Source organism: Aliihoeflea sp. 2WW, assembly GCF_000497755.1.
Classification (GTDB): Bacteria; Pseudomonadota; Alphaproteobacteria; order Rhizobiales; family Rhizobiaceae; genus Aliihoeflea.
This window is the reverse complement of sequence record NZ_AYOD01000005.1, coordinates 141322-160171: the sequence shown is the minus strand read 5'-3', so window position 1 is coordinate 160171 and position 18850 is coordinate 141322. Positions and strand designations below refer to the sequence as shown.

The 18850-nt window shown below is 64.6% G+C and carries 19 protein-coding genes and 1 tRNA gene; 13 read left to right on the top strand and 7 right to left on the bottom strand.

The window, feature by feature from the left end; genetic code table 11:
- The first annotated feature begins 159 nt into the window (after window positions 1-159).
- From ribH to ALII_RS0104455, 4 genes are all read left to right on the top strand, one after another.
- A complete protein-coding gene (gene ribH, locus ALII_RS0104470; protein WP_024586128.1) occupies window positions 160-624 on the top strand; it encodes a 6,7-dimethyl-8-ribityllumazine synthase in 465 nt (154 codons plus the stop codon).
- On the top strand, window positions 621-1127 hold the full coding sequence (nusB, locus tag ALII_RS0104465) for a transcription antitermination factor NusB (protein WP_024586127.1): 507 nt from the start codon (window positions 621-623) through the stop codon (window positions 1125-1127). The genes ribH and nusB overlap by 4 nt, the downstream gene beginning before the upstream one ends.
- Window positions 1124-2338: an MFS transporter gene (locus tag ALII_RS0104460; RefSeq protein ID WP_024586126.1), complete on the top strand. Its 1215-nt coding sequence runs from the start codon at window positions 1124-1126 to the stop codon at window positions 2336-2338. The genes nusB and ALII_RS0104460 overlap by 4 nt, the downstream gene beginning before the upstream one ends.
- 141 nt (window positions 2339-2479) lie before the next feature.
- Window positions 2480-4621 (top strand): sodium-translocating pyrophosphatase, encoded by a 2142-nt coding sequence (locus tag ALII_RS0104455; protein WP_024586125.1) that lies wholly within the window; start codon window positions 2480-2482, stop codon window positions 4619-4621.
- A 69-nt stretch (window positions 4622-4690) separates the two neighbouring features.
- Here the strand turns inward: ALII_RS0104455 and ALII_RS0104450 are convergent, their stop codons facing one another.
- On the bottom strand, window positions 4691-5206 hold the full coding sequence (locus ALII_RS0104450; RefSeq protein WP_024586124.1) for an outer membrane protein assembly factor BamE: 516 nt from the start codon (window positions 5204-5206) through the stop codon (window positions 4691-4693).
- Window positions 5207-5323: 117 nt separating this feature from the next.
- Here ALII_RS0104450 and ALII_RS0104445 point away from each other — a divergent pair, with 117 nt between their 5' ends.
- The 8 genes from ALII_RS0104445 to ALII_RS0104410 all read left to right on the top strand — a co-directional run bounded on the left by ALII_RS0104445 (window position 5324) and on the right by ALII_RS0104410 (window position 10630).
- A complete protein-coding gene (locus ALII_RS0104445) occupies window positions 5324-5890 on the top strand; it encodes a ubiquinol-cytochrome C chaperone family protein (RefSeq protein WP_024586123.1) in 567 nt (188 codons plus the stop codon).
- Entirely contained in the window at window positions 5887-6432 is a 546-nt protein-coding gene (locus ALII_RS0104440; RefSeq protein ID WP_024586122.1) for a DUF177 domain-containing protein, read from the top strand. Before ALII_RS0104445 ends, ALII_RS0104440 begins: the two co-directional genes overlap by 4 nt.
- Window positions 6433-6434: 2 nt before the next feature.
- Window positions 6435-6980 (top strand): AAA family ATPase, encoded by a 546-nt coding sequence (locus ALII_RS0104435; protein ID WP_029660197.1) that lies wholly within the window; start codon window positions 6435-6437, stop codon window positions 6978-6980.
- A gap of 98 nt (window positions 6981-7078) precedes the next feature.
- Window positions 7079-8143: a phosphate acyltransferase PlsX gene (gene plsX, locus ALII_RS0104430; protein WP_024586120.1), complete on the top strand. Its 1065-nt coding sequence runs from the start codon at window positions 7079-7081 to the stop codon at window positions 8141-8143.
- A 10-nt stretch (window positions 8144-8153) separates the two neighbouring features.
- Entirely contained in the window at window positions 8154-9125 is a 972-nt protein-coding gene (locus ALII_RS0104425; protein ID WP_024586119.1) for a beta-ketoacyl-ACP synthase III, read from the top strand.
- A gap of 122 nt (window positions 9126-9247) precedes the next feature.
- The gene (locus tag ALII_RS0104420; protein ID WP_024586118.1) at window positions 9248-9589 is read left to right on the top strand and encodes an integration host factor subunit alpha; all 342 of its coding nucleotides are present in this window, start codon (window positions 9248-9250) and stop codon (window positions 9587-9589) included.
- Between the two features lie 113 nt (window positions 9590-9702).
- Entirely contained in the window at window positions 9703-10242 is a 540-nt protein-coding gene (locus ALII_RS0104415; RefSeq protein ID WP_024586117.1) for a MerR family transcriptional regulator, read from the top strand.
- Window positions 10243-10321: 79 nt separating this feature from the next.
- Window positions 10322-10630, top strand: a complete 309-nt coding sequence (locus tag ALII_RS0104410; RefSeq protein WP_051375766.1) for a hypothetical protein — start codon at window positions 10322-10324, stop codon at window positions 10628-10630.
- 79 nt (window positions 10631-10709) lie between these two features.
- On the opposite strand, the gene ALII_RS0104405 is transcribed toward ALII_RS0104410, so the two are convergent.
- The 5 genes from ALII_RS0104405 to ALII_RS0104385 form a co-directional block, all read right to left on the bottom strand.
- A tRNA-Pro gene (locus tag ALII_RS0104405) sits at window positions 10710-10786 on the bottom strand.
- A 14-nt stretch (window positions 10787-10800) separates the two neighbouring features.
- On the bottom strand, window positions 10801-12093 hold the full coding sequence (locus ALII_RS0104400; RefSeq protein ID WP_024586115.1) for an O-antigen ligase family protein: 1293 nt from the start codon (window positions 12091-12093) through the stop codon (window positions 10801-10803).
- On the bottom strand, window positions 12090-13625 hold the full coding sequence (locus ALII_RS0104395) for an undecaprenyl-phosphate glucose phosphotransferase (RefSeq protein WP_024586114.1): 1536 nt from the start codon (window positions 13623-13625) through the stop codon (window positions 12090-12092). Before ALII_RS0104395 ends, ALII_RS0104400 begins: the two co-directional genes overlap by 4 nt.
- 77 nt (window positions 13626-13702) lie before the next feature.
- Entirely contained in the window at window positions 13703-14806 is a 1104-nt protein-coding gene (locus tag ALII_RS0104390) for a glycosyltransferase family 4 protein (protein ID WP_024586113.1), read from the bottom strand.
- A 22-nt stretch (window positions 14807-14828) separates the two neighbouring features.
- A complete protein-coding gene (locus ALII_RS0104385) occupies window positions 14829-15386 on the bottom strand; it encodes a polysaccharide biosynthesis/export family protein (protein WP_029660194.1) in 558 nt (185 codons plus the stop codon).
- Between the two features lie 185 nt (window positions 15387-15571).
- Here ALII_RS0104385 and ALII_RS0104380 point away from each other — a divergent pair, with 185 nt between their 5' ends.
- Entirely contained in the window at window positions 15572-17635 is a 2064-nt protein-coding gene (locus tag ALII_RS0104380) for an exopolysaccharide transport family protein (protein WP_024586111.1), read from the top strand.
- Here ALII_RS0104380 and ALII_RS0104375 read toward each other — a convergent pair whose 3' ends face one another.
- Window positions 17636-18775 (bottom strand): GNAT family N-acetyltransferase, encoded by a 1140-nt coding sequence (locus ALII_RS0104375; RefSeq protein WP_024586110.1) that lies wholly within the window; start codon window positions 18773-18775, stop codon window positions 17636-17638.
- Window positions 18776-18850: the final 75 nt, after the last annotated feature.

Here is an 18850-nt window from a genome sequence, read left to right as displayed (position 1 = left end):
CTTCGCTCGGCTTGCCTGCAATCATCATCGTGGGCGCCTACATCGCCGTGCGCCTGCACGAGCGTTCGCTGAAGCGCTGACCGGCCGACTTTCTCCAAAGCTTCGCTTGCGAACTCGGCCGGATCGGCCTAAGTCACCGGGCCAATCCCGGAGACATTCATGCCCCATCAGGAACCCCTCAAAGTTCTGATCGTCGAAGCGCGTTTCTATGACGATCTGGCCGACGCCCTTTTGGACGGCGCCAAGGCGGCGCTCGATGCGGCAGGTGCGAGCTACGATGTCGTCACCGTGCCCGGCGCACTCGAAATTCCGGCCGTCATTTCGTTCGCGCTCGACGGCGCGGATGCGGGCGGCGCGGACTATGACGCCTTCGTCGCGCTCGGCTGCGTGATCCGGGGCGAGACCTATCATTTCGACATCGTGGCGACCGAATCCTGCCGCGCGCTGATGGACCTGTCCGTCAATGAATCGCTGGCGATCGGCAACGGCATCCTGACCGTCGAGAACGACGACCAGGCCTGGGCGCGCGCCCGCCGCAACGAGGGCGACAAGGGCGGCTTTGCCGCCCGTGCCGCCTTGACGATGGTGGAGACCCGCAAGCGTCTTGCAGGTGCGTCCCGATGAGCGAGGCCGACGAACTCCCGACCACGCCGCCGATCCGTCAAGCCAACAAGCGCGGCGCGGCACGGCTTGCCGCCGTGCAGGCGCTCTACCAGATGGACGTCGCCGGCACCGGCCTGCTCGAGATTTCGGCCGAGTACGAAGCCTACCGGCTCGGCAAGGAAGTCGACGGGGCGACCTATCGCGAGGCGGATGCGCAATGGTTCCGCGCGATCCTTTCAGGCGTGGTCGAGGACCAGAAGACGATCGATCCGGTGATCCGGCAGGCGCTGACCGACGACTGGCCGCTGTCGAGGCTGGACTCGACGCTGCGCGCGATCCTGCGCGCCGGCGTCTATGAACTGATGAAGCGCGCCGACGTACCGGTTGCGGTCATCGTCACCGAATATGTCGACATCGCCAAGGCCTTCTACACCGAGGAAGAGCCCAAGCTCGTCAACGCCGTACTCGACCGCGTGGCGCGGCGCCTGCGCAACGAGGGCAGGGGCGGAACGCCGAAGGCATGACGACGGCCACGACCCGCGATGCACGGCGCACGGCGATCGTTCTCGCCGCTGCGCAGGCCATCGTCGGGTCGGCGGCGCCGATCGCGATTTCGGTCGGCGGCCTTGCCGGCTTTTATCTTCTCGGCGCCGACAAGAGCCTTGCGACAGCGCCCGTCACCGGCTTCACCATCGGCGTCGCGCTCGGCGCCGTTCCGGCGGCACTGGTCCTCAAAAGGTTGGGATTGCGGCTGGGCTTCATGACCGGCACTGGCATGACAGCCGCTGGTGGTCTCGTTGCGACGCTCGCCTTGTTCGCGCAGAATTTCTGGCTGTTCGCGGCGGGCCTGGCGCTGATCGGCATCGGCAATGCGTTCGTGCAGCAATTTCGGTTTGCAGCGGCCGAGTCGGCACCTGCTGCGTTCAAGGCCAAGGCCATTTCCTTCGTTCTCGCCGGCGGCGTGCTGACGGCGATCATCGGGCCGCAGATCGTCATTTTCACGCGCGAATTGATGGCACCGGTCATGTTCGCCGGCACGTTCGCGTCCGTGCTCGGCATTGCCGCGGTCGGAGCGCTGATCCTGTCGGCTTTGCCGAAGCGTCAGCCCGAAGCGCATGCGAGCGCTGGCGCCAACGTCCCGGCACGCCCGCTTCGCGAGATCGTGCGGCAGCCCAAATATGCGACCGGACTTCTGTGCGGCGTCGGCACTTATGCGCTGATGAGCTTTGTGATGACCGGCGCGCCGCTCGCGATGGTGGGGTGCGGGTTCTCGACCGACCAGGCCATGCTCGGCATTTCGTGGCACGTGATGGCCATGTTTGCGCCGAGCTTCTTTACCGGCAAACTGATCGCTCGTTTCGGCAAGGAAAGAATCGTCGCGGCCGGCCTCGTCCTGCTGATTGGTTGCGCCGTCGTCGCGCTGTCGGGCATTGCGCTCTGGCAGTTCTGGACGGCTCTCGTTCTTCTCGGCATCGGGTGGAATTTCGGCTTCATCGGCGCGACCGCGATGGTCGCGGAGACCTACCATCCCTCCGAGAAAGGCCGCGCGCTGGGCTTTCACGATTTCGTGCTGTTTTCGACGGTCGCCTTCGCCTCGTTCATGTCGGGCCTGGTCTACAATTTCGCCGGCTGGGAAATGCTGAACTGGATCATCTTCCCGGTGGGCCTTGCCTGCCTGGCGTCCCTGGCCGTCCTTGCCCTGCGCCCGCCGAGCATCCTGGCCGTACGCGACTGACCATGCGTAAGAATAACTCCTTGATGTGTGCGGAATCCTTCGCATAAGCTGCCCGCGAATGTCGGATGACGAGCGATTCCGGCTTCGTTCCCAATGCCCGGGGAGGGGTTCTGCCGGGCGAGCATCAAGGAAAAATCGGCAATGACCATGCTTTTCGTCGTCATCGCCTGCGGCTTGCTGTCCATCGTCTATGCGATCTGGGCCACCCAGTCGGTCCTCGCGGCCGATCAGGGCAATGCACGCATGCAGGAGATTGCGGGCGCGATCCGGGAGGGCGCGCAGGCTTATCTCACTCGCCAGTACACAACCATCGCGCTCGTCGGCGTCGTGGTCTTCGCCATCACCTGGTGGCTGCTCGGGGTCACGGCCGCGATCGGCTTCCTGATCGGCGCCGTTCTTTCGGGCGTTGCCGGCTTCATCGGCATGCACGTTTCCGTGCGCGCCAATGTGCGCACCGCGCAGGCCGCTTCGAACAGCCTGTCGGCCGGCCTCGACATCGCCTTCAAGGCGGGCGCGATCACCGGCATGCTGGTGGCCGGCCTCGCGCTGCTTGCAGTCTCGGTCTACTACTGGGTGCTGATCGGCCCCATGGGCGCCGCCCCGTCCGACCGCATGGTCATCGACGCGCTGGTCGCGCTCGGCTTCGGCGCATCGCTCATCTCGATCTTCGCGCGTCTGGGCGGCGGCATCTTCACCAAGGGTGCCGATGTCGGCGGCGATCTCGTCGGCAAGGTCGAAGCGGGCATTCCCGAGGACGATCCGCGCAATCCGGCAACGATCGCGGACAATGTCGGCGACAATGTCGGCGACTGCGCAGGCATGGCGGCGGATCTTTTCGAAACCTATGCCGTGACCGTCGTCGCGACCATGGTTCTCGCCGCGATCTTCTTCCTCGGTTCCGACATGCTCGGCTCGATCATGATCTACCCGCTGGCGATCTGCGGCGCGTGCATCATCACCTCGATCATCGGCACCTTCTTCGTCAAGCTCGGGGCCAATGCCTCGATCATGGGTGCACTCTATCGCGGCCTGATCGTCACCGGCCTCCTGACCGTCGTCGGCATCGGCGCGGCGACATCGCTCACCATCGGCTGGGGCTCGATCGGCGTCGTCAACGGAATCGACATCACCGGCACCAACCTCTTCATCTGCGGCCTGATCGGCCTCGTGGTGACGGCGCTGATCGTCGTGATCACCGAATACTATACCGGCACCAACAAGCGCCCGGTGAACTCGATCGCGCAGGCGTCGGTGACCGGCCACGGCACCAACGTCATCCAGGGCCTTGCGGTCTCGCTGGAATCGACGGCACTTCCGGCAATCGTCATCATCGGCGGCATCCTGGCGACGTTCCAGCTTGCCGGCCTCTTCGGCACCGCGATCGCGGTGACGACCATGCTCGGCCTGGCCGGCATGATCGTCGCACTCGACGCCTTCGGCCCGGTGACGGACAATGCCGGCGGCATCGCCGAAATGTCGGGCCTCCCGCCGGAAGTCCGTCAGTCCACCGACGCGCTCGACGCGGTCGGCAACACGACCAAGGCGGTCACCAAGGGTTACGCGATCGGCTCTGCCGGTCTCGGCGCGCTGGTGCTCTTCGCGGCCTATTCCTACGATCTGGAATACTTCATCGCGAATCCGGACCAGTACCCGTATTTCGCCGGCATGGAGGATGTCTCCTTCTCGCTGTCGAACCCGTATGTGGTGGCGGGCCTGCTCTTCGGCGGCTTGATCCCCTACCTCTTCGGCGGCATCGCCATGACGGCCGTCGGCCGTGCGGCCGGCGCCATCGTGGAGGAGGTGCGTCGCCAGTTCCGCGAAAATCCGGGGATCATGCAGGGCACGGTCAAACCGGATTATGCACGGGCGGTCGATCTCCTGACCAAGGCGGCGATCCGGGAAATGATCATCCCGTCGCTGCTGCCGGTGCTGGCGCCGATCGTCGTTTATTTCGGCATCCTGCTGGTCTCGGGCTCGAAGGCCGCAGCCTTCGCGGCGCTCGGCGCAACGCTTCTGGGCGTGATCGTCAACGGCCTCTTCGTCGCCATCTCGATGACGTCGGGCGGCGGTGCGTGGGACAATGCGAAGAAGTCGTTCGAGGACGGTTTCATCGACAAGGACGGCACGCGCCATCTGAAAGGCTCGGATGCACACAAGGCATCGGTGACCGGCGATACCGTTGGCGATCCCTACAAGGATACGGCGGGCCCGGCCGTCAATCCGGCGATCAAGATCACCAACATCATGGCGCTTCTGCTGCTGGCCGTGCTCGCGCACAACTGATCGAGGCGCATGGAAAAGGGGCCGCGGTAGCAATACCGCGGCCCCTTCTTTGTGGTGTTGGACCGAATTCTAGAAGTTGACCGCACCGCGGCCCGCGCCGGTCCCGATCGGCGTGCCGCCAACGACGCCGGTGATCATCTGCTGGATAAAGTTCACATCGCCACCGGCGGTCGGCGTGGTTCGCGAGATGAAGTCGAACACGCGTCCGTCCTGCAGGCCGTAATTGGCGATGTTGGAGACGCGGCCGTCCGCGCCGAAATAGATCGCCAGGATCTTGCGGTCGACGACGCGCGGATTCTGAAACGCGACGTTCCGGACGGCCGTCTGCGAGATGTAATAGTAGGTCTCGTTGTCGAAGGTCGCCGTGGTCGTCGGCGTTCCGAGCGCAAGCGTCACCTGCTCGCGGCTCGACCCCACCGGCACCAGTTCGAGCATCTGCTCGTCGACGACATAACCTTGCTGGAAGGTCTGGCGTGGGCTCATGTCGCCCGAGATCGAGGAACAGCCGGCAGCCACGCCTGCAAGCAGGACAGCAATACCCGAAGTGACCAGCCGTGCACGGCTCTTGAAATTCCGTCCTTGCAACGACAACTCCATGACTTGGTTAAGCGCGCCTTGCGCCTGCGGGCAAAAGCGGTAAACCAGCTTGCGCGCCGATGCAACACGGCCGGCACTGAAACCGCCAGAAGGAGCCCTTCGGGAATGTTCAAGCGACTGTTCGGCGCTCGCCGGAATGAGAACGCTGCCATCGTCCACAGCATTTATGGACAAATCGTGGCGGCGGCGCGCCAGCCGGTCCTCTATGCCCAGTGGAACGTGCCCGACACGCCGCTCGGCCGCTACGAGATGATGGCGCTGCACATGTTCCTATTCCTGCATCGCACGCGCGGCGAGGACGGGCCGATCCAGGACGTTGCGCAGGACGTGACCGACGAGTTCTTCAAGGACGTCGATCATTCGCTGCGCGAACTGGGCATCGGCGATGTGGGCGTGCCAAAGCGCATGAAGAAGCTGGCGAAGATGTTCTACGGGCGTGCCGATTCCTATGGAAAAGCGCTGGAGGCGCAGGACCGCGAGGCGCTGGCGCAGGCGCTCTACCGCAATGTCTTTCCAGGCGGCACCGACTGGCATGAAGCACAGGCGATGGCCGACTATGTCATGGCGTCTGCGCGCGATCTCTCGGCGCAGCCGGCAGCAGCGATCATCGCCGGAAACATCGCCTTCCTGCCGGCCGAACACGCGATCGCGACAGGAGAGGCGACGACATGAGCGACGAACCGAGCCCGGTCGCCTTCGAGGCGAACGTCCTACGCCTGCCGGCAAAGGGCATGCCCGTCTCTGTCGAGGCCGACGAGCGGCAGCGCCGTGCGCTGGCCGACGCACATCATCTGGTCGAGGTGAAGAACTTCCACGCCGATCTTCTGGTCGAAAACTGGAAGCGCGACGGCGTCAAGGTGACCGGTCGCGTGAAGGCGCAGATCGTCCAGTCCTGCATCGTCTCGCTCGAACCGCTCGATGCGGAAATCGACGAGGAGGTGCACGCGCTCTTCGTTCCCGAAGGATCGAAGCTGATGCGCCCCGATGCGATCGAGGGCGGCGAGATGATCCTCGATGCCGAGGGTGATGACGGACCCGAGCCGTTTTCGGGCGACACGATCGACGTCGGTCAGCTTGCGGAAGAGTTCTTCGCGCTCGGCATCGACCCCTATCCGCGCAAAGCCGGTGCGCAACCCGTCGCTCCCGCTGCCGATCCAAACGCCGATCGCGGACCGCTCTACGAGCAGTTGAAGAAGTTGAAGCGCGACGGTTGAGCATGATCCGGCTTCACATCACCGGCCCGGCCGGGGCAGGCACGACGACGCTCGGTGCCGCATTGGCCACCGACCTCGACATTGCGCACCTCGATACGGACAGCTTTTTTTGGTTGCCGACAGATCCGCCTTTTACTCGAATGCGCGCAGTCCCGGCGCGGCAGGAGCGGCTCGCGCGGGCGATGGAAAACGCCGGTTCCTGGGTGCTGTCCGGCTCGGTTTTGGGATGGGGCGACGAGCACGTGCAGCGTGTAGATGCGGTGATCTATCTCTATGTGCCGCCCGAGATTCGCATTCCCCGTCTCATTGCCCGCGAACGGATGCGCTACGGAGACGACATTGCGTCAGGTGGGCGCATGCACGACCAGCATTGCGAGTTCCTCGCTTGGGCGCGTGGCTACGAGGATGACGCCCATGCCGGGCGCAGTCGCCACAAACATGAGGCTTGGCTTGCAACACTGGGTTGCCTCGTTCTTCGACTTGACGGATCAGCGCCCGTTCCCACGCTTGTTGAAGATGTCCGCACAGCCGTGACACCCGTCGCGTAGGCGTGCATAAGGCAGTTGTTTGCCGGGACGAAACCGCTATTTTCGCCGCACTTTGCTGAAATGCCGCCCGAAACGGGCCAACGAAAGACGATTGCCGCGTGATACGCATTTCCATCGACGCCATGGGGGGAGACCATGGTCCTTCGACGACGCTGCCGGGTCTGGCGCGTGTTGCCGAGAGACGCCCCGATGCACGGTTCCTGATCTACGGCCGCGAGGACGAGGTTCGCCCGGTCCTTGCGAAGCTGCCCAAGCTCGAGGCCGTCTCCGAGTTCCACCATTGCGAAATCTCGGTCCGCATGGACGACAAGCCGAGCCAGGCGCTGCGTCAGGGCCGGTGGAAGTCGTCGATGTGGAAGTCGATCGAGGCGGTCAAGAACGGCGATGCCGACGTGTGCATCTCGGCCGGCAACACCGGCGCGCTGATGGCGATGTCCAAATTCTGCCTGCGCACCATGGCGAGCATCGAACGGCCCGCCATCGCGGCCATCTGGCCGACCGTGCGCGGCGAGAGCGTCGTGCTCGACGTCGGCGCGACGATCGGCGCCGATGCGCACCAGTTGATTGATTTCGCTATCCTCGGCTCGGCGATGGCGCGCGCGCTGTTCGACATCGAGCGCCCCTCCGTCGGTCTGCTCAATGTCGGCGTCGAAGAGGTCAAGGGCCAGGAAGAGGTCAAGGAGGCGGGCCGCATCCTGCGCGAGGTCGGGCTGAAGTCGATCGACTATCACGGCTTCGTCGAAGGCGACGATCTCGGCAAGGGAACGGTCGACGTGGTGGTGACGGAAGGGTTTGCCGGCAACATCGCGCTGAAGACGGCCGAAGGAACCGCCAAGCAGATCGCGCAATATCTGCGCGAGGCGATGTCGCGCAGCTTCCTGTCCAAGATGGGCTATGTGCTCGCCAAGGGCGCGTTCGATTTCCTGCGCGAGAAGATGGACGTGCGCAAGATCAATGGCGGCGTCTTCCTCGGGCTGAACGGCATCGTGGTGAAAAGCCATGGTGGCACGGACGACGAAGGCTTCGCGGCCGCCGTCGAGCTTGGCTACGACATGGCCAAGGGCAAGCTGCGGGAACGCATCGAGGCGGAACTGCAGCAATTCCATGGGCGTCTTCGCCCGCGCGCCAAAGATGACGACGTGACCGTCGCGGCGGGAAAGTGAGATTTTGAGAATGATCAGATCGGTCGTGCGCTCGGTCGGCAAATCCCTGCCGCGCCGTGTGATGAAGAATACGGATTTCGAGGGCGTGCTGGAAACGTCCGATGCCTGGATCGTCCAGCGGACGGGCATCACCCAGCGCCACATCGCGGCGGATGACGAGACGACGGCCTCGCTTGGCGAGGCGGCGGCGCGCGCGGCGCTCGATGCAGCCGGCCTGACCGTCGACGATATCGACCTGATCGTGCTCGCGACATCGACGCCGAACAACACCTTCCCGGCGACCGCGGTCGAGATACAGGAACGGCTCGGCATGCGCCACGGCTTCGCCTTCGACATGCAGGCGGTGTGCTCCGGTTTCGTCTACGCCATCAACACCGCCGATCTGCACATTCGCGGCGGCATGGTCAAACGCGCCATCGTCATCGGCTCGGAAACCTTCTCGCGCATCCTCGACTGGCAGGACCGCGGGACATGCGTCCTGTTCGGCGATGGCGCCGGCGCGGTCATTCTCGAGGCGGGCGAAGGCGAGGGCACGATCGCCGATCGCGGCATCCTCGCCGCCAGCCTGCGCTCGGACGGCTCGCACCGCGAAAAACTCTATGTCGATGGTGGCCCGTCGACCACCGGCACGGTCGGCCACCTTCGCATGGAAGGCCGCGAAGTCTTCAAGCACGCCGTCGGCATGATCACGGACGTCGTCGAATCCGTCTTCGCGCAGGCAGGCATCACGGCCGAGGACCTCGACTGGTTCGTGCCGCACCAGGCCAACAAGCGCATCATCGATGCGTCCGCGAAAAAGCTCGGCATCGCCGACGAAAAGGTCGTCATCACCGTCGACAAGCACGGCAACACCTCGGCGGCTTCGGTGCCGCTTGCGCTGTGCGAGGGCGTCGACACCGGGCGCATCAAGCCGGGCGATCTGGTGCTCTTGGAGGCGATGGGAGGCGGGTTCACGTGGGGCGCCGTCCTCGTCCGCTGGTAGCATCGCCCGGTCGCTGGGATAAACCAAGCGGGGTCAATGGGTTCTTGACCTCGACACCCCAATTTCCTAACGTCCTCACTGCTTGAAAATTCGCCTGTTTTTTCAGAATGGTTGGACGGCCGATGGGGGGAAAGACTTTAACGCGTGCCGATCTCGCCGAAACTGTCTACCGACAGGTCGGGCTTTCGCGCACCGAATCCGCGCAACTCGTCGAGATGGTGCTCGACGAGATTTGCGACGCCATCGTCCGCGGGGAGATGGTGAAGCTGTCCTCCTTCGCGACGTTCCAGGTCCGCTCGAAGAACGAGCGCGTCGGCCGTAACCCGAAGACGGGTGAAGAGGTGCCGATCCTTCCGCGTCGGGTGATGACCTTCAAGGCGTCGAACGTGTTGAAGCAGCGAATTCTCGACAATCATCGCGCCATCGCAAATCCGGTCACGGAAGCCAAGCTCGCCAAGGGCTGAGCCCGGACCGGTCATGACAGCAAAATCGGGGGGCAAGACCGCCCCGCACTTGAATATGCCCTTCTAAGGGTCTGTAATACTGGCGAATCGCGAGCCCTGAAAGCGAGCACGCCATGGAAAAGTCTCCCGACGCATTCCGCACGATCAGCGAGGTCGCCGACGATCTCGACCTGCCGCAGCACGTCCTGCGTTTCTGGGAAACGCGCTTTTCGCAGATCAAGCCGATGAAGCGGGGCGGCGGCCGCCGCTACTACCGCCCGCAGGATGTCGAGCTGATCAAGGGCATCCGGCACATGCTCTACGACCAGGGCTATACGATCAAGGGTGTGCAGAAGCTTCTGCGGGACAATGGAAACCAGTTCGTCATTGCCATCGGAAACGGCGATATGGCGGCGGTCGAGGCCATTGCGCAGCGCAAGCAGCAGGAGGCGGAGGCCGTCCATGCCGCGCCGGAGGGCGATGGCGACGACGAGATGATCCTCGGCCAGGCCAAGGCCAAGCCGGCACGCCGGTTTTTCGGGCTGGGCCGCGGCGAGGACGAAGGGCCGGTGGCGCCCGACGACGAACGCCTGTCGCGCGACAACCGCGCCTTGCTTCAGGAGGCGCTGTTCGACCTTCTGGAATGCAAGCGCCTGCTCGACCAGGTGCGCTGAAGCCGCCGCAACTCCAGTGGAACCAAGCCCTTGCGCCGCCGTTTGTTAGGCAAACACGTGGCGAATGGAAGGACCACTCATGTCATATTCGATCTTCGGCGGCCGTCGTTCCTGGGATGACGATCTCGAACGGCGCATCGCGCATCTGAACAAGGAACTGTCCGTCCTCAGCCGGCAGGCGCGCAAGCGCGGCTCGCACTTCTACGACGACACGCGCGAGACCGCGTCCGACGCCTATGACGACATTGCCGAGCGCATTCATGACTGGATGCCGGTGGTGCGCAAGCAGGCGCGCTATGCGGAGCAGACCGCACGCGAACATCCCGCACTCGTCCTCGCTGGCCTTGCGGTCGTGGGGCTGGCCGCCGCCGCGCTTCTGCGTCGCTAAGTTGTACGGAAATTGACCGAAAGGCCGGCATTGCCGGCCTTTTTCGTATCGGGAAAAAGATAATCAGGGGAAGGAAGAATGGTCGGAGCGATAGGATTCGAACCTACGACCCCTTGACCCCCAGTCAAGTGCGCTACCGGGCTGCGCTACGCTCCGAGCCGTGCGAAGCTCTAATTGCTCGGTCCTGGCAAGGCAAGCGCATAATTGCGCGGGGCAATGGAATTGGCCGGTGACGCGGCGGAACCGCTTGCCTGATGGCGCGCTTCGAGCCCGACGCATCCCCAGATGATGCCCATCAAGAGATAGAAGTGGCGCCAGTGGTCCATGTCGATGACGGTGCCGAGCAGGATGTGGCCCACGAACACGACCCATGCGCAAAGCAGGAACGGCTGCCAGACCCGCTGCCTGAACAGGATGCGAAACCCGGCCGCGACCGTGAAGACCAGCAGCGAGACATAGGCGGCAAAGCCGAGCCAGCCATAGTCCATCAGCGCTTTCAGCCAGATATTGTGGGTGTCCTCGCCGAAGATCGTGCCGAAGACGAGCGGGCCGATGCCCAGCGGATGCTCCATGGCCAGCGCGAAGCCGAGCCCGTAGCGGGCGAAACGGCCGAGGCGTGCGCCGTCATAGTCCTGGACGAGTTGCGCGCGCGTCTCGAACAGCGTTGCGACCTGCGGGATCTGAAGCGCGACCATGACGGCGAGCGCGATCACGCCCATGCCGATCAGGGCCATGACAAGGATGCGCAGCCGCAGCTTGTTGCTCGAGGAGTTGAGGAAGACCGCCGCGCAGACGGTGAGCGCGGAGAGCGCGTAAAGACCCCAAGCGCCGCGCGAGAAGGAGAGGAAGATCGCGAAAGACAGGATGAGAAGCCCGGCCGCCTGGACCGGCATCTTCATCAGACGGCCTGTCACGAGCCCATGCAGAAGCCAGACCGCCGGAAGCACGAGGAAGGGCCCGAACACGTTCGGGTCCTTGAAGGCGCCGGCCGCCCGGTCGTAGAGGGTGAACCGCTCGGCGCCGGGAAAGGCGCCGAAATAGCCGAGAATGCCCAACAGTCCCGTCAGGCAGGCGGCGAGTGTCCAGCCGATGAAGATCGGACGCAGCAACCCGGTCCGCTTCTCGACGATAGCGGCTACGAACACAGCCGTCAGCGCCAGGAACGCTGTCACCGCCAGGTAGAGCGGCGTGTCCTTGAGGTCCCCCATCTGGGTCATCGAGATCATTCCGCCGATCAGATAGACGATCCACAGGACGAGAAGGGGAGCGGTCGTGCGTGAGATGGCAAGCCCGAACAGCGCCCAGATGCCGATGAGTGCGACCATGTAGAGTTCGTAAGGCGCCGGTTCGTTCTGCACGAAACCGGCCAGCCCGACGCCAAGGCCCACGGCGACGGAACTCGTCAGCGCGACGAGCTTGGCGTCGATCGCGGTCCGGGGCAGGGTGCCGGCGGCGGCGCTCAATACGCATTCTCCGTATTGAGGAGCCGCAGCGGCGTCAGGAACAGGATTTTCAGGTCCAGACCGAGCGACCAGTTCTCGATATAGTCGAGGTCGAACTCGGTGCGGCGGCGGATCTTGTCGTCATGGTCGATCTCGCCGCGCAGGCCGTTGATCTGCGCCCAGCCGGTGACGCCAGGCTTGACCCGGTGCCGCGCGAAATAGCCGTCGACGACCTCCTCGAAGAGCCGGTCCTGCGAATGGCCCTTGATGGCGTGCGGACGCGGGCCGACGAGCGAAAGCGAGCCAAGCAAAGCGTTGAAGAACTGCGGCAGTTCGTCGATTGAAGTCTTGCGGATGATGCGCCCGACGCGCGTCACCCGCGGGTCGCCCTTGGTGACGGCGCGGCGTGCGAGCGGGTCGCACTGGTCGGTATACATCGAGCGGAACTTGAAGACCTCGATGACCTCATTGTTGAATCCGTGCCGCTTCTGCTTGAAGAAGACGGGCCCCTTGCTGTCGAGCTTGATGGCGATCGCGGTCGCGATCATCAGCGGCGAGAAGACGATCAGGCCGGCAAGGCTGAAACTGATGTCGAACAGGCGCTTGGCGACCGAATCCCAGTCGTTGATCGGCTTGTCGAAGATGTCGAGCATCGGCACCGAGCCGACATAGGAGTAGGCGCGCGGGCGGAAGCGTAGCTGGCTCGAATGCGCCGAGAGGCGAATGTCGACCGGCAGCACCCACAGCCGTTTCAGGAGCGACAGGACGCGCGACTGGGCGCTGAGCGGCAGCGAGACGATCAGCATGTCGATCCGCGCGATGCGGGCGAATTCGACGAGTTCGGTCACGGAGCCGAGCTTCGGATAGCCGGCGACGATCGGCGGCGAACGCGAATCGTCGCGGTCGTCGAAGATGCCGCAGATGCGGATATCGTTGTCGGGGTCCTGCTCGATGGTGCGGATCAGCGCTTCGGCAGGCTTGCCGCCGCCAACGATCAGCGCACGCCGTTCCATCGTGCCGTTTCGTGCCCACCGGCGGATCAGGAGCGACAGCATGACGCGCCCCGAAAGGACGAGGAGGAGGGCGCTGGCCAGCCAGCCGGCGAACCAGACCCGCGAGAACTCGTCGGATATCTTGAGGAAGAACCCGGCCATCGCCAGAAGCGCGAACGTCGCGGTCACGACGAGAACGATCCGCGGCAGGAACACGAATGGCCGGCGCATGACGCCGAGCTGGTAGAGATTGGCGATTTCCAGCAGCAGCACGCCAAGGCCCGAGCCCGCGAGAATGACGAGTGGATAGCCATAGGTCGGGCCGACGGCGCCGCTGGCATAGGCAAAATATATGGACAGGCCGGTCAGGGCGAGGATCAGGAACTCGCAAAGACGCAGCAAGCCGCTGACCATGACGGGCGACATCGTGTCGGCGCGATATTGCGAGGCGACGGTGCGCGCGATTTCGCTCAACTCGCCGGTGCCGGCGGGCGCCGAGGCATCGGCGAAATCACGGACGGCTTTCGCCGTGAACTGGTGAGGCGGCTGGCTGTGGTTCATGGGCACACTCGCAATCTGCGAGAAAGCCTTACGGTGGCTGCCCTAAGAAACGCTTGAAACGAAGGGCCTGTCGCCCCTCAAGCAGATTTACGGTAAATGCTTTCGATACGCCCCGCCATGGCGGTGGCGCTGAAATCCTGCTCCAGGCGCCTCGCATCGGGCATGGAAGCGGCGAGCCAGTCGCGATCTTCCATCGCGCGGACCATCAGGGTGGCAAGGCTGTCGGTGGTAGGTTCGGCGAGGGCAGGCGAGTTCGCGCCGAGGATTTCGGGAATTCCGCCTACGGCGGTCGCGATCATCGGCCGCCCTGCGCCGAGTGCTTCCAGGACGATGTAGGGCATCGCCTCCGCGCGCGAGGGCACCACCATCACATGCGCCATGCCGAACGCCAGCCGTGCCGGCATGGCGGCGTGGAAGGTGACGGCGAGGCCCAGCCGGGCGACGCGGTCGCGATAGCGCGGCAGGTCGTCACCGTCGCCCACCATGTGTGCGCTGACGGCCGGAAACCGGTCCCGCACCTGCGCCAGCGCCTCGATGAAGAGATCGGGCCCCTTCAGGTCGCGCATCATGCCGATATAGAGGAAGTCCGCAGCATCGGGCCGCGTTTCCACCGGCTCGAATTCCGACGCCTGCAAGCCGTTATAGACGAGGCTGTGCGGTGCGCGCGGCGTGCCGACCTTGGCGAGATAGGTGCGCCGCTCAAAATCGGAGACGAAAAGGATGTGGTCGCTGAAGCGCTCCAGTTGCCGCTCGGCGAGGAAATAACCACGCCCGGCCGCCGAGCGGGGATCATAGTGCAACACCCCGCCATGCGGCGAATAGAGCCGCTCGAGAGACCGGCGCCGCCGCTTGAGCAGCGTGCCGAAGAAACGTGCGTAAAAGCCGCCCTTGGCGCCGTGGCCGTGTAGAACGTCCGGCTGCAGGTCTCCGAGAAGGTTGAATGCGCGGATGGCCGATTTCAGGTCGCCGATCCCGACATGGCGCTGCATCGCGATGCGGTGGATGCCGAGCGACACATAGGGCTCGACCGTCTTGAAAAGGCGGTCTTCATGTTCGCCACCGGTCGTGGAATCGCAGACGATGGCCACCTCGTGGCCGGCCGCATGCTGGGCCGAAGCGAGATCGCGCACATGGCGGAAGATGCCGCCGACCGGAGATCTGAACGTATGGACGATCCGCATGCGCCCTTATGCGCGCGAAACCCTAAAAGAAGCGTTCGCGCACATAGAGCGTATCGCCGGGCAGGACCGGGTCCGTCGTCGTCACGCGGCCCGTCATCACCTCGCCATTGATCTGGCGCGTGATGTCGACGTCGCGCTGCTGCGCGCGCGGCGTATAGCCGCCAGCCGCCGCCACGGCCTTCTGGACCGTCATGCCCGGCACGTAGGAATACTGCCCGGCCGCACCCACTTCGCCCATGATGAAGACCGGCCGGTAGCGGTCGATCTCGGCGGTGACGTCGGGATTGCGGATATAACCGTCGCGCAGCTTGGTCGCGATCTGGCCTTCGATCTGCTGCAGCGTATAGCCGCGTGCGGCCACCGCGCCGATCAGCGGAAAGGCGATGTAGCCGGACTGGTCGACGGAGTAGCTGTTGGTCAGCGATGCCTGCTCGAAAACCGAAATCCGCACCCGGTCGCCTGCGTCGAGGACGTAGGGCTGGTTGATCGCCTCGTGGAAGGCATGCGGGGCGGGCTGGTAGCTGGTGCAGCCCGAGAGGAACGCGAGAGCGAGGAGACCATAAAGAGCGGGGCGTTTCATGACCTGGCGAGCGTCCATCCCTTGAGCCGCGAAGCAGCCCGATTGCAGATGGCCTGTTATCGGCTCGTTAAGGTTAATGGCCGGTAAAGCCCAGTCATGATTGCCGTTCCCGCCGCCGCAATCGTTAACCCCATGGTTACCATGTGTCTTTACTTCTGGGTGCCTTGGGCCGGAGTGGATTCGCTATGAGCGGAATGCAAGTGGGTGGCAACGACGTCGATATCGACCTTCGCCGTCTCGCCTTGAGTGTGCGCGACAGGTGGAAGCCTATCCTGACGGTCGTGCTGGTCGTCACCATCGCCGCCTTCCTCCTCGCCTATTTCGCAACGCCGCTCTACCGTGCCGAAACGCGCATTCTGATCGAAGCCCGCGAGTCCGCCTATACGCGCATGTCGGGGGCGGGCGAGGGCGACCGGCCTATTCTCGACGATGAGGGAGTTGCAAGCCAGGTCGAGGTGATCGCCTCGAGTGACATCCTGCGCCGCGTCGCCGCCGAATTGCAGCTCGCCGAGCGTGCCGAGTTTCAGAGCGGCGGCATACTCGCCTCGTTCGGCCTCGGCGGCTCGGACGAATTGCTGCGCGCGCAGACGACCATCGACATCATGCGCGAAAAGCTCTCCGTCTATCGCGTCGAAAACTCCCGCGTCATCGTTGTGCGCTTCTCGTCCGAGGATCGCGAACTGGCCGCTGCCGTTCCGAACGCGATCGCCGACGCCTATCTCGACGAACAGCGCGCCGCAAAGCTGCTTTCCAACGAGGATGCGACCGGCTGGCTCGCGCCCGAGATCGCCGATCTGCGTGAACGGGTCCGTGAGGCGGAAGCGAATGTGGCAGCGTTCCGCGCCCGTTCGGGGCTTCTCGTCGGCCAGAACAATTCGACGCTGGCAAGCCAGCAGCTCTCCGAGCTTTCATCCGAACTGTCGCGCGTGCGCGCCAGTCGCTCGGCCGCCGAGGCGCGGGCCGAAGGCGTCCGCCAGGCGATCGAGACCGGCGCGTCGCTCGATGCGGTGCCGGAAGTTCTCGCCTCGCCGGTCGTCCAGCGTCTGCGCGAGCGCGAGGTGCAGTTGAACGCGGAGATCGCCGATCTGTCGACGACGCTTCTCGACAACCATCCGCGCCTTCGCGGCCTGCGCTCGCAACTGGCCGACCTATCGACGCGCATCCGCCAGGAAGCGCGCACGGTGCTGCAGAGCCTCGAGAACGAGTCCCGCGCGGCTCAGCGCAGCGAAGAGCGCCTGCAGCAGGATCTGGACGCGTTGAAATCGACCTCCGCTGCCGCCGGCACGGAAGAGGTAGAACTGCGCGCGCTCGAGCGTGAGGCGACCGCGCAGCGCGAACTCCTCGAATCCTACCTGACACGCTTTCGCGAGGCGAGCGCGCGCGGCGACCGCAACTATCTGCCGGTCGACGCGCGCATTTTCGCCCGCGCCACGCCGCCGGTGGATTCCTACTATCCGAAATACGGCCCGATCCTCGGCGCCGCCTTCATGGGCTCGCTTCTCCTGATGATCGTTGGCACCCTCCTTGGTGAACTGTTCAGCGGTCGGGCGATGCGCCCTGCGGCCGGCGGCGCGCGCGTCCATCCGGTTCCCCATCTCGTCATGCCCGCCGCTGCATCCGCCGAGGCCGCTCCAGCTTCGTCCGACGTCGGCACGCTACCCCTCGACGTCTCCGTCGAGACGGCTGCCGAACGGCTGATCGCCGCCGGTGTCGCACGTGCCATATTCGTATCGCCGGAGGGCGAGGAGGCTTCGACGGCCTCCGTCATGGTCGCTCGCGAGTTGGCCGATGCGGGGATGCGCGTCCTCTATCTCGATCTCACCTTCACCGGAACGCCGTCGAGCCACATGCTGGAAAGCCGCACCTATACGGGCATCACCAACCTCCTGGCCGCCGAAGCCCAGTTCACCGAGACGATTCACGGCGACCTTTATTCCGACGCGCACGTCATTCCCGTCGGCACGGCCGAACCCCGTCGCGCCATGCGCGCCGCAGACCGCCTGCCGATCATCCTGACGTCGCTGACGACGGCCTATGACATCGTCGTCGTCGAGTGCGGACCGACCGAAAGCGAAGGCCTTCGCCGGGTCGCGGGGGATGCGAGCGAGATCATGATCGGTGTTATCGATACGGCGGATGCCCGCGTGCTGGCGGCGTCCGAAAGCCTGTTCGCAGCAGGTTATGGAGAGGCCGCCCGCGTCGTCGCTCCGGCCCCGCAGGCACAGGGCGAAGCGCGGACGGTCGCCTGATCACCTGAGGCGACGCACCGCTTTCGCCAAGGCCCAGAGTTGCGGACTGGCCTTGATCCGCTTCTTGGCGCCGGCAATCACGTCGAAGCCGAGAACGGCAAGGCGGGCCGCCGGCGTCAGCGGAACGACGACGTCGAAATGCGAAATCTCGATATCGCACCAGGAGCGCTTGTAGGCCTCGTCGCCCACGCTGAAATCGTAGAGCGGCAGACCTTTCGCGCAGGCCTCTTCCAGATTGGAATAGGCCAGATATTCGCCCGGGCTGATCGATGCCAGTTCGCCGTCCTCGATGGCGCCGAATTCGCACACCGTTCGATCGCGAAGGTGCGTCGAACCGGTGATCGCCCTCGGCTTGCCGCCGACGACGAGCGCTTCGATCGAAAATGGCGTATCCGCCTCTTCGCGGCTGGCGTCGAGAATCGCCCGCCAGAATTCGCGGATCTGCGGATCGCCGAAGGCGTCCGCAATACCCGCCTTCTCGAACCGGGCAGCCTTCAGTCGGAAAAACGCGTCCAGAATCGCGTCGATTTCGGCGGTCGTTGCGGGCTTCACCACCGCGCTGCCGCCGGCATCCTCGAACCGTCGCCACTGGGCGCGGCGCTTCTTCGATTTCTTCTTGCCGTTGGTGCGCGTCAAGAGGCCGGCAAAACCGCCATCGAGGCTTGCTGCAAGGGCGATGTTCGGGCTGGTTCGCGTTGCCATGGCCGCAAGAACGTTAGTCTGCGCGTCGAGGGTTCGATGCTGGCGTTCGAGCGACAACAGGGCGACATGCGGCAGGGATTGGCGTATCGCGGCCTTGAGCGTCTGCACGCAAACCGCCGTGCCGGAATGGGCTGCGGGGCAGAAATTTCCGTTGGCATGGGCGCCGCCGGCAAAGGCGAGCGCGGGCAGCCCGGAAATGCGTGTTTCGACCAGCGGCAGCGCGGTGAGGGTGCTCGTTCCGTCGGCGACCCAGACGATCCATCCCCGCTCGCCGCTCGTTTCGAGCCATTTCTCGAACCAGAGCGGATGCTGAGCCGCGCCTTTCGCGCGCGGCCCGGCAAAGTCGCGGTAGCGCCGGAGCGCCTGCGGCCCCGCCGCTTCCACGGTGATGGCAAGCCCGGCGCGCGCCCCGTCGGCCGTTTCCAGAGCGTCAACCATGCCTCAACTCTTCGCCCATATGGTGTTCAGCGTGTCTCTGCTGTCGGCGGAGGAGGTTAGGGCACAAAGGTTTCG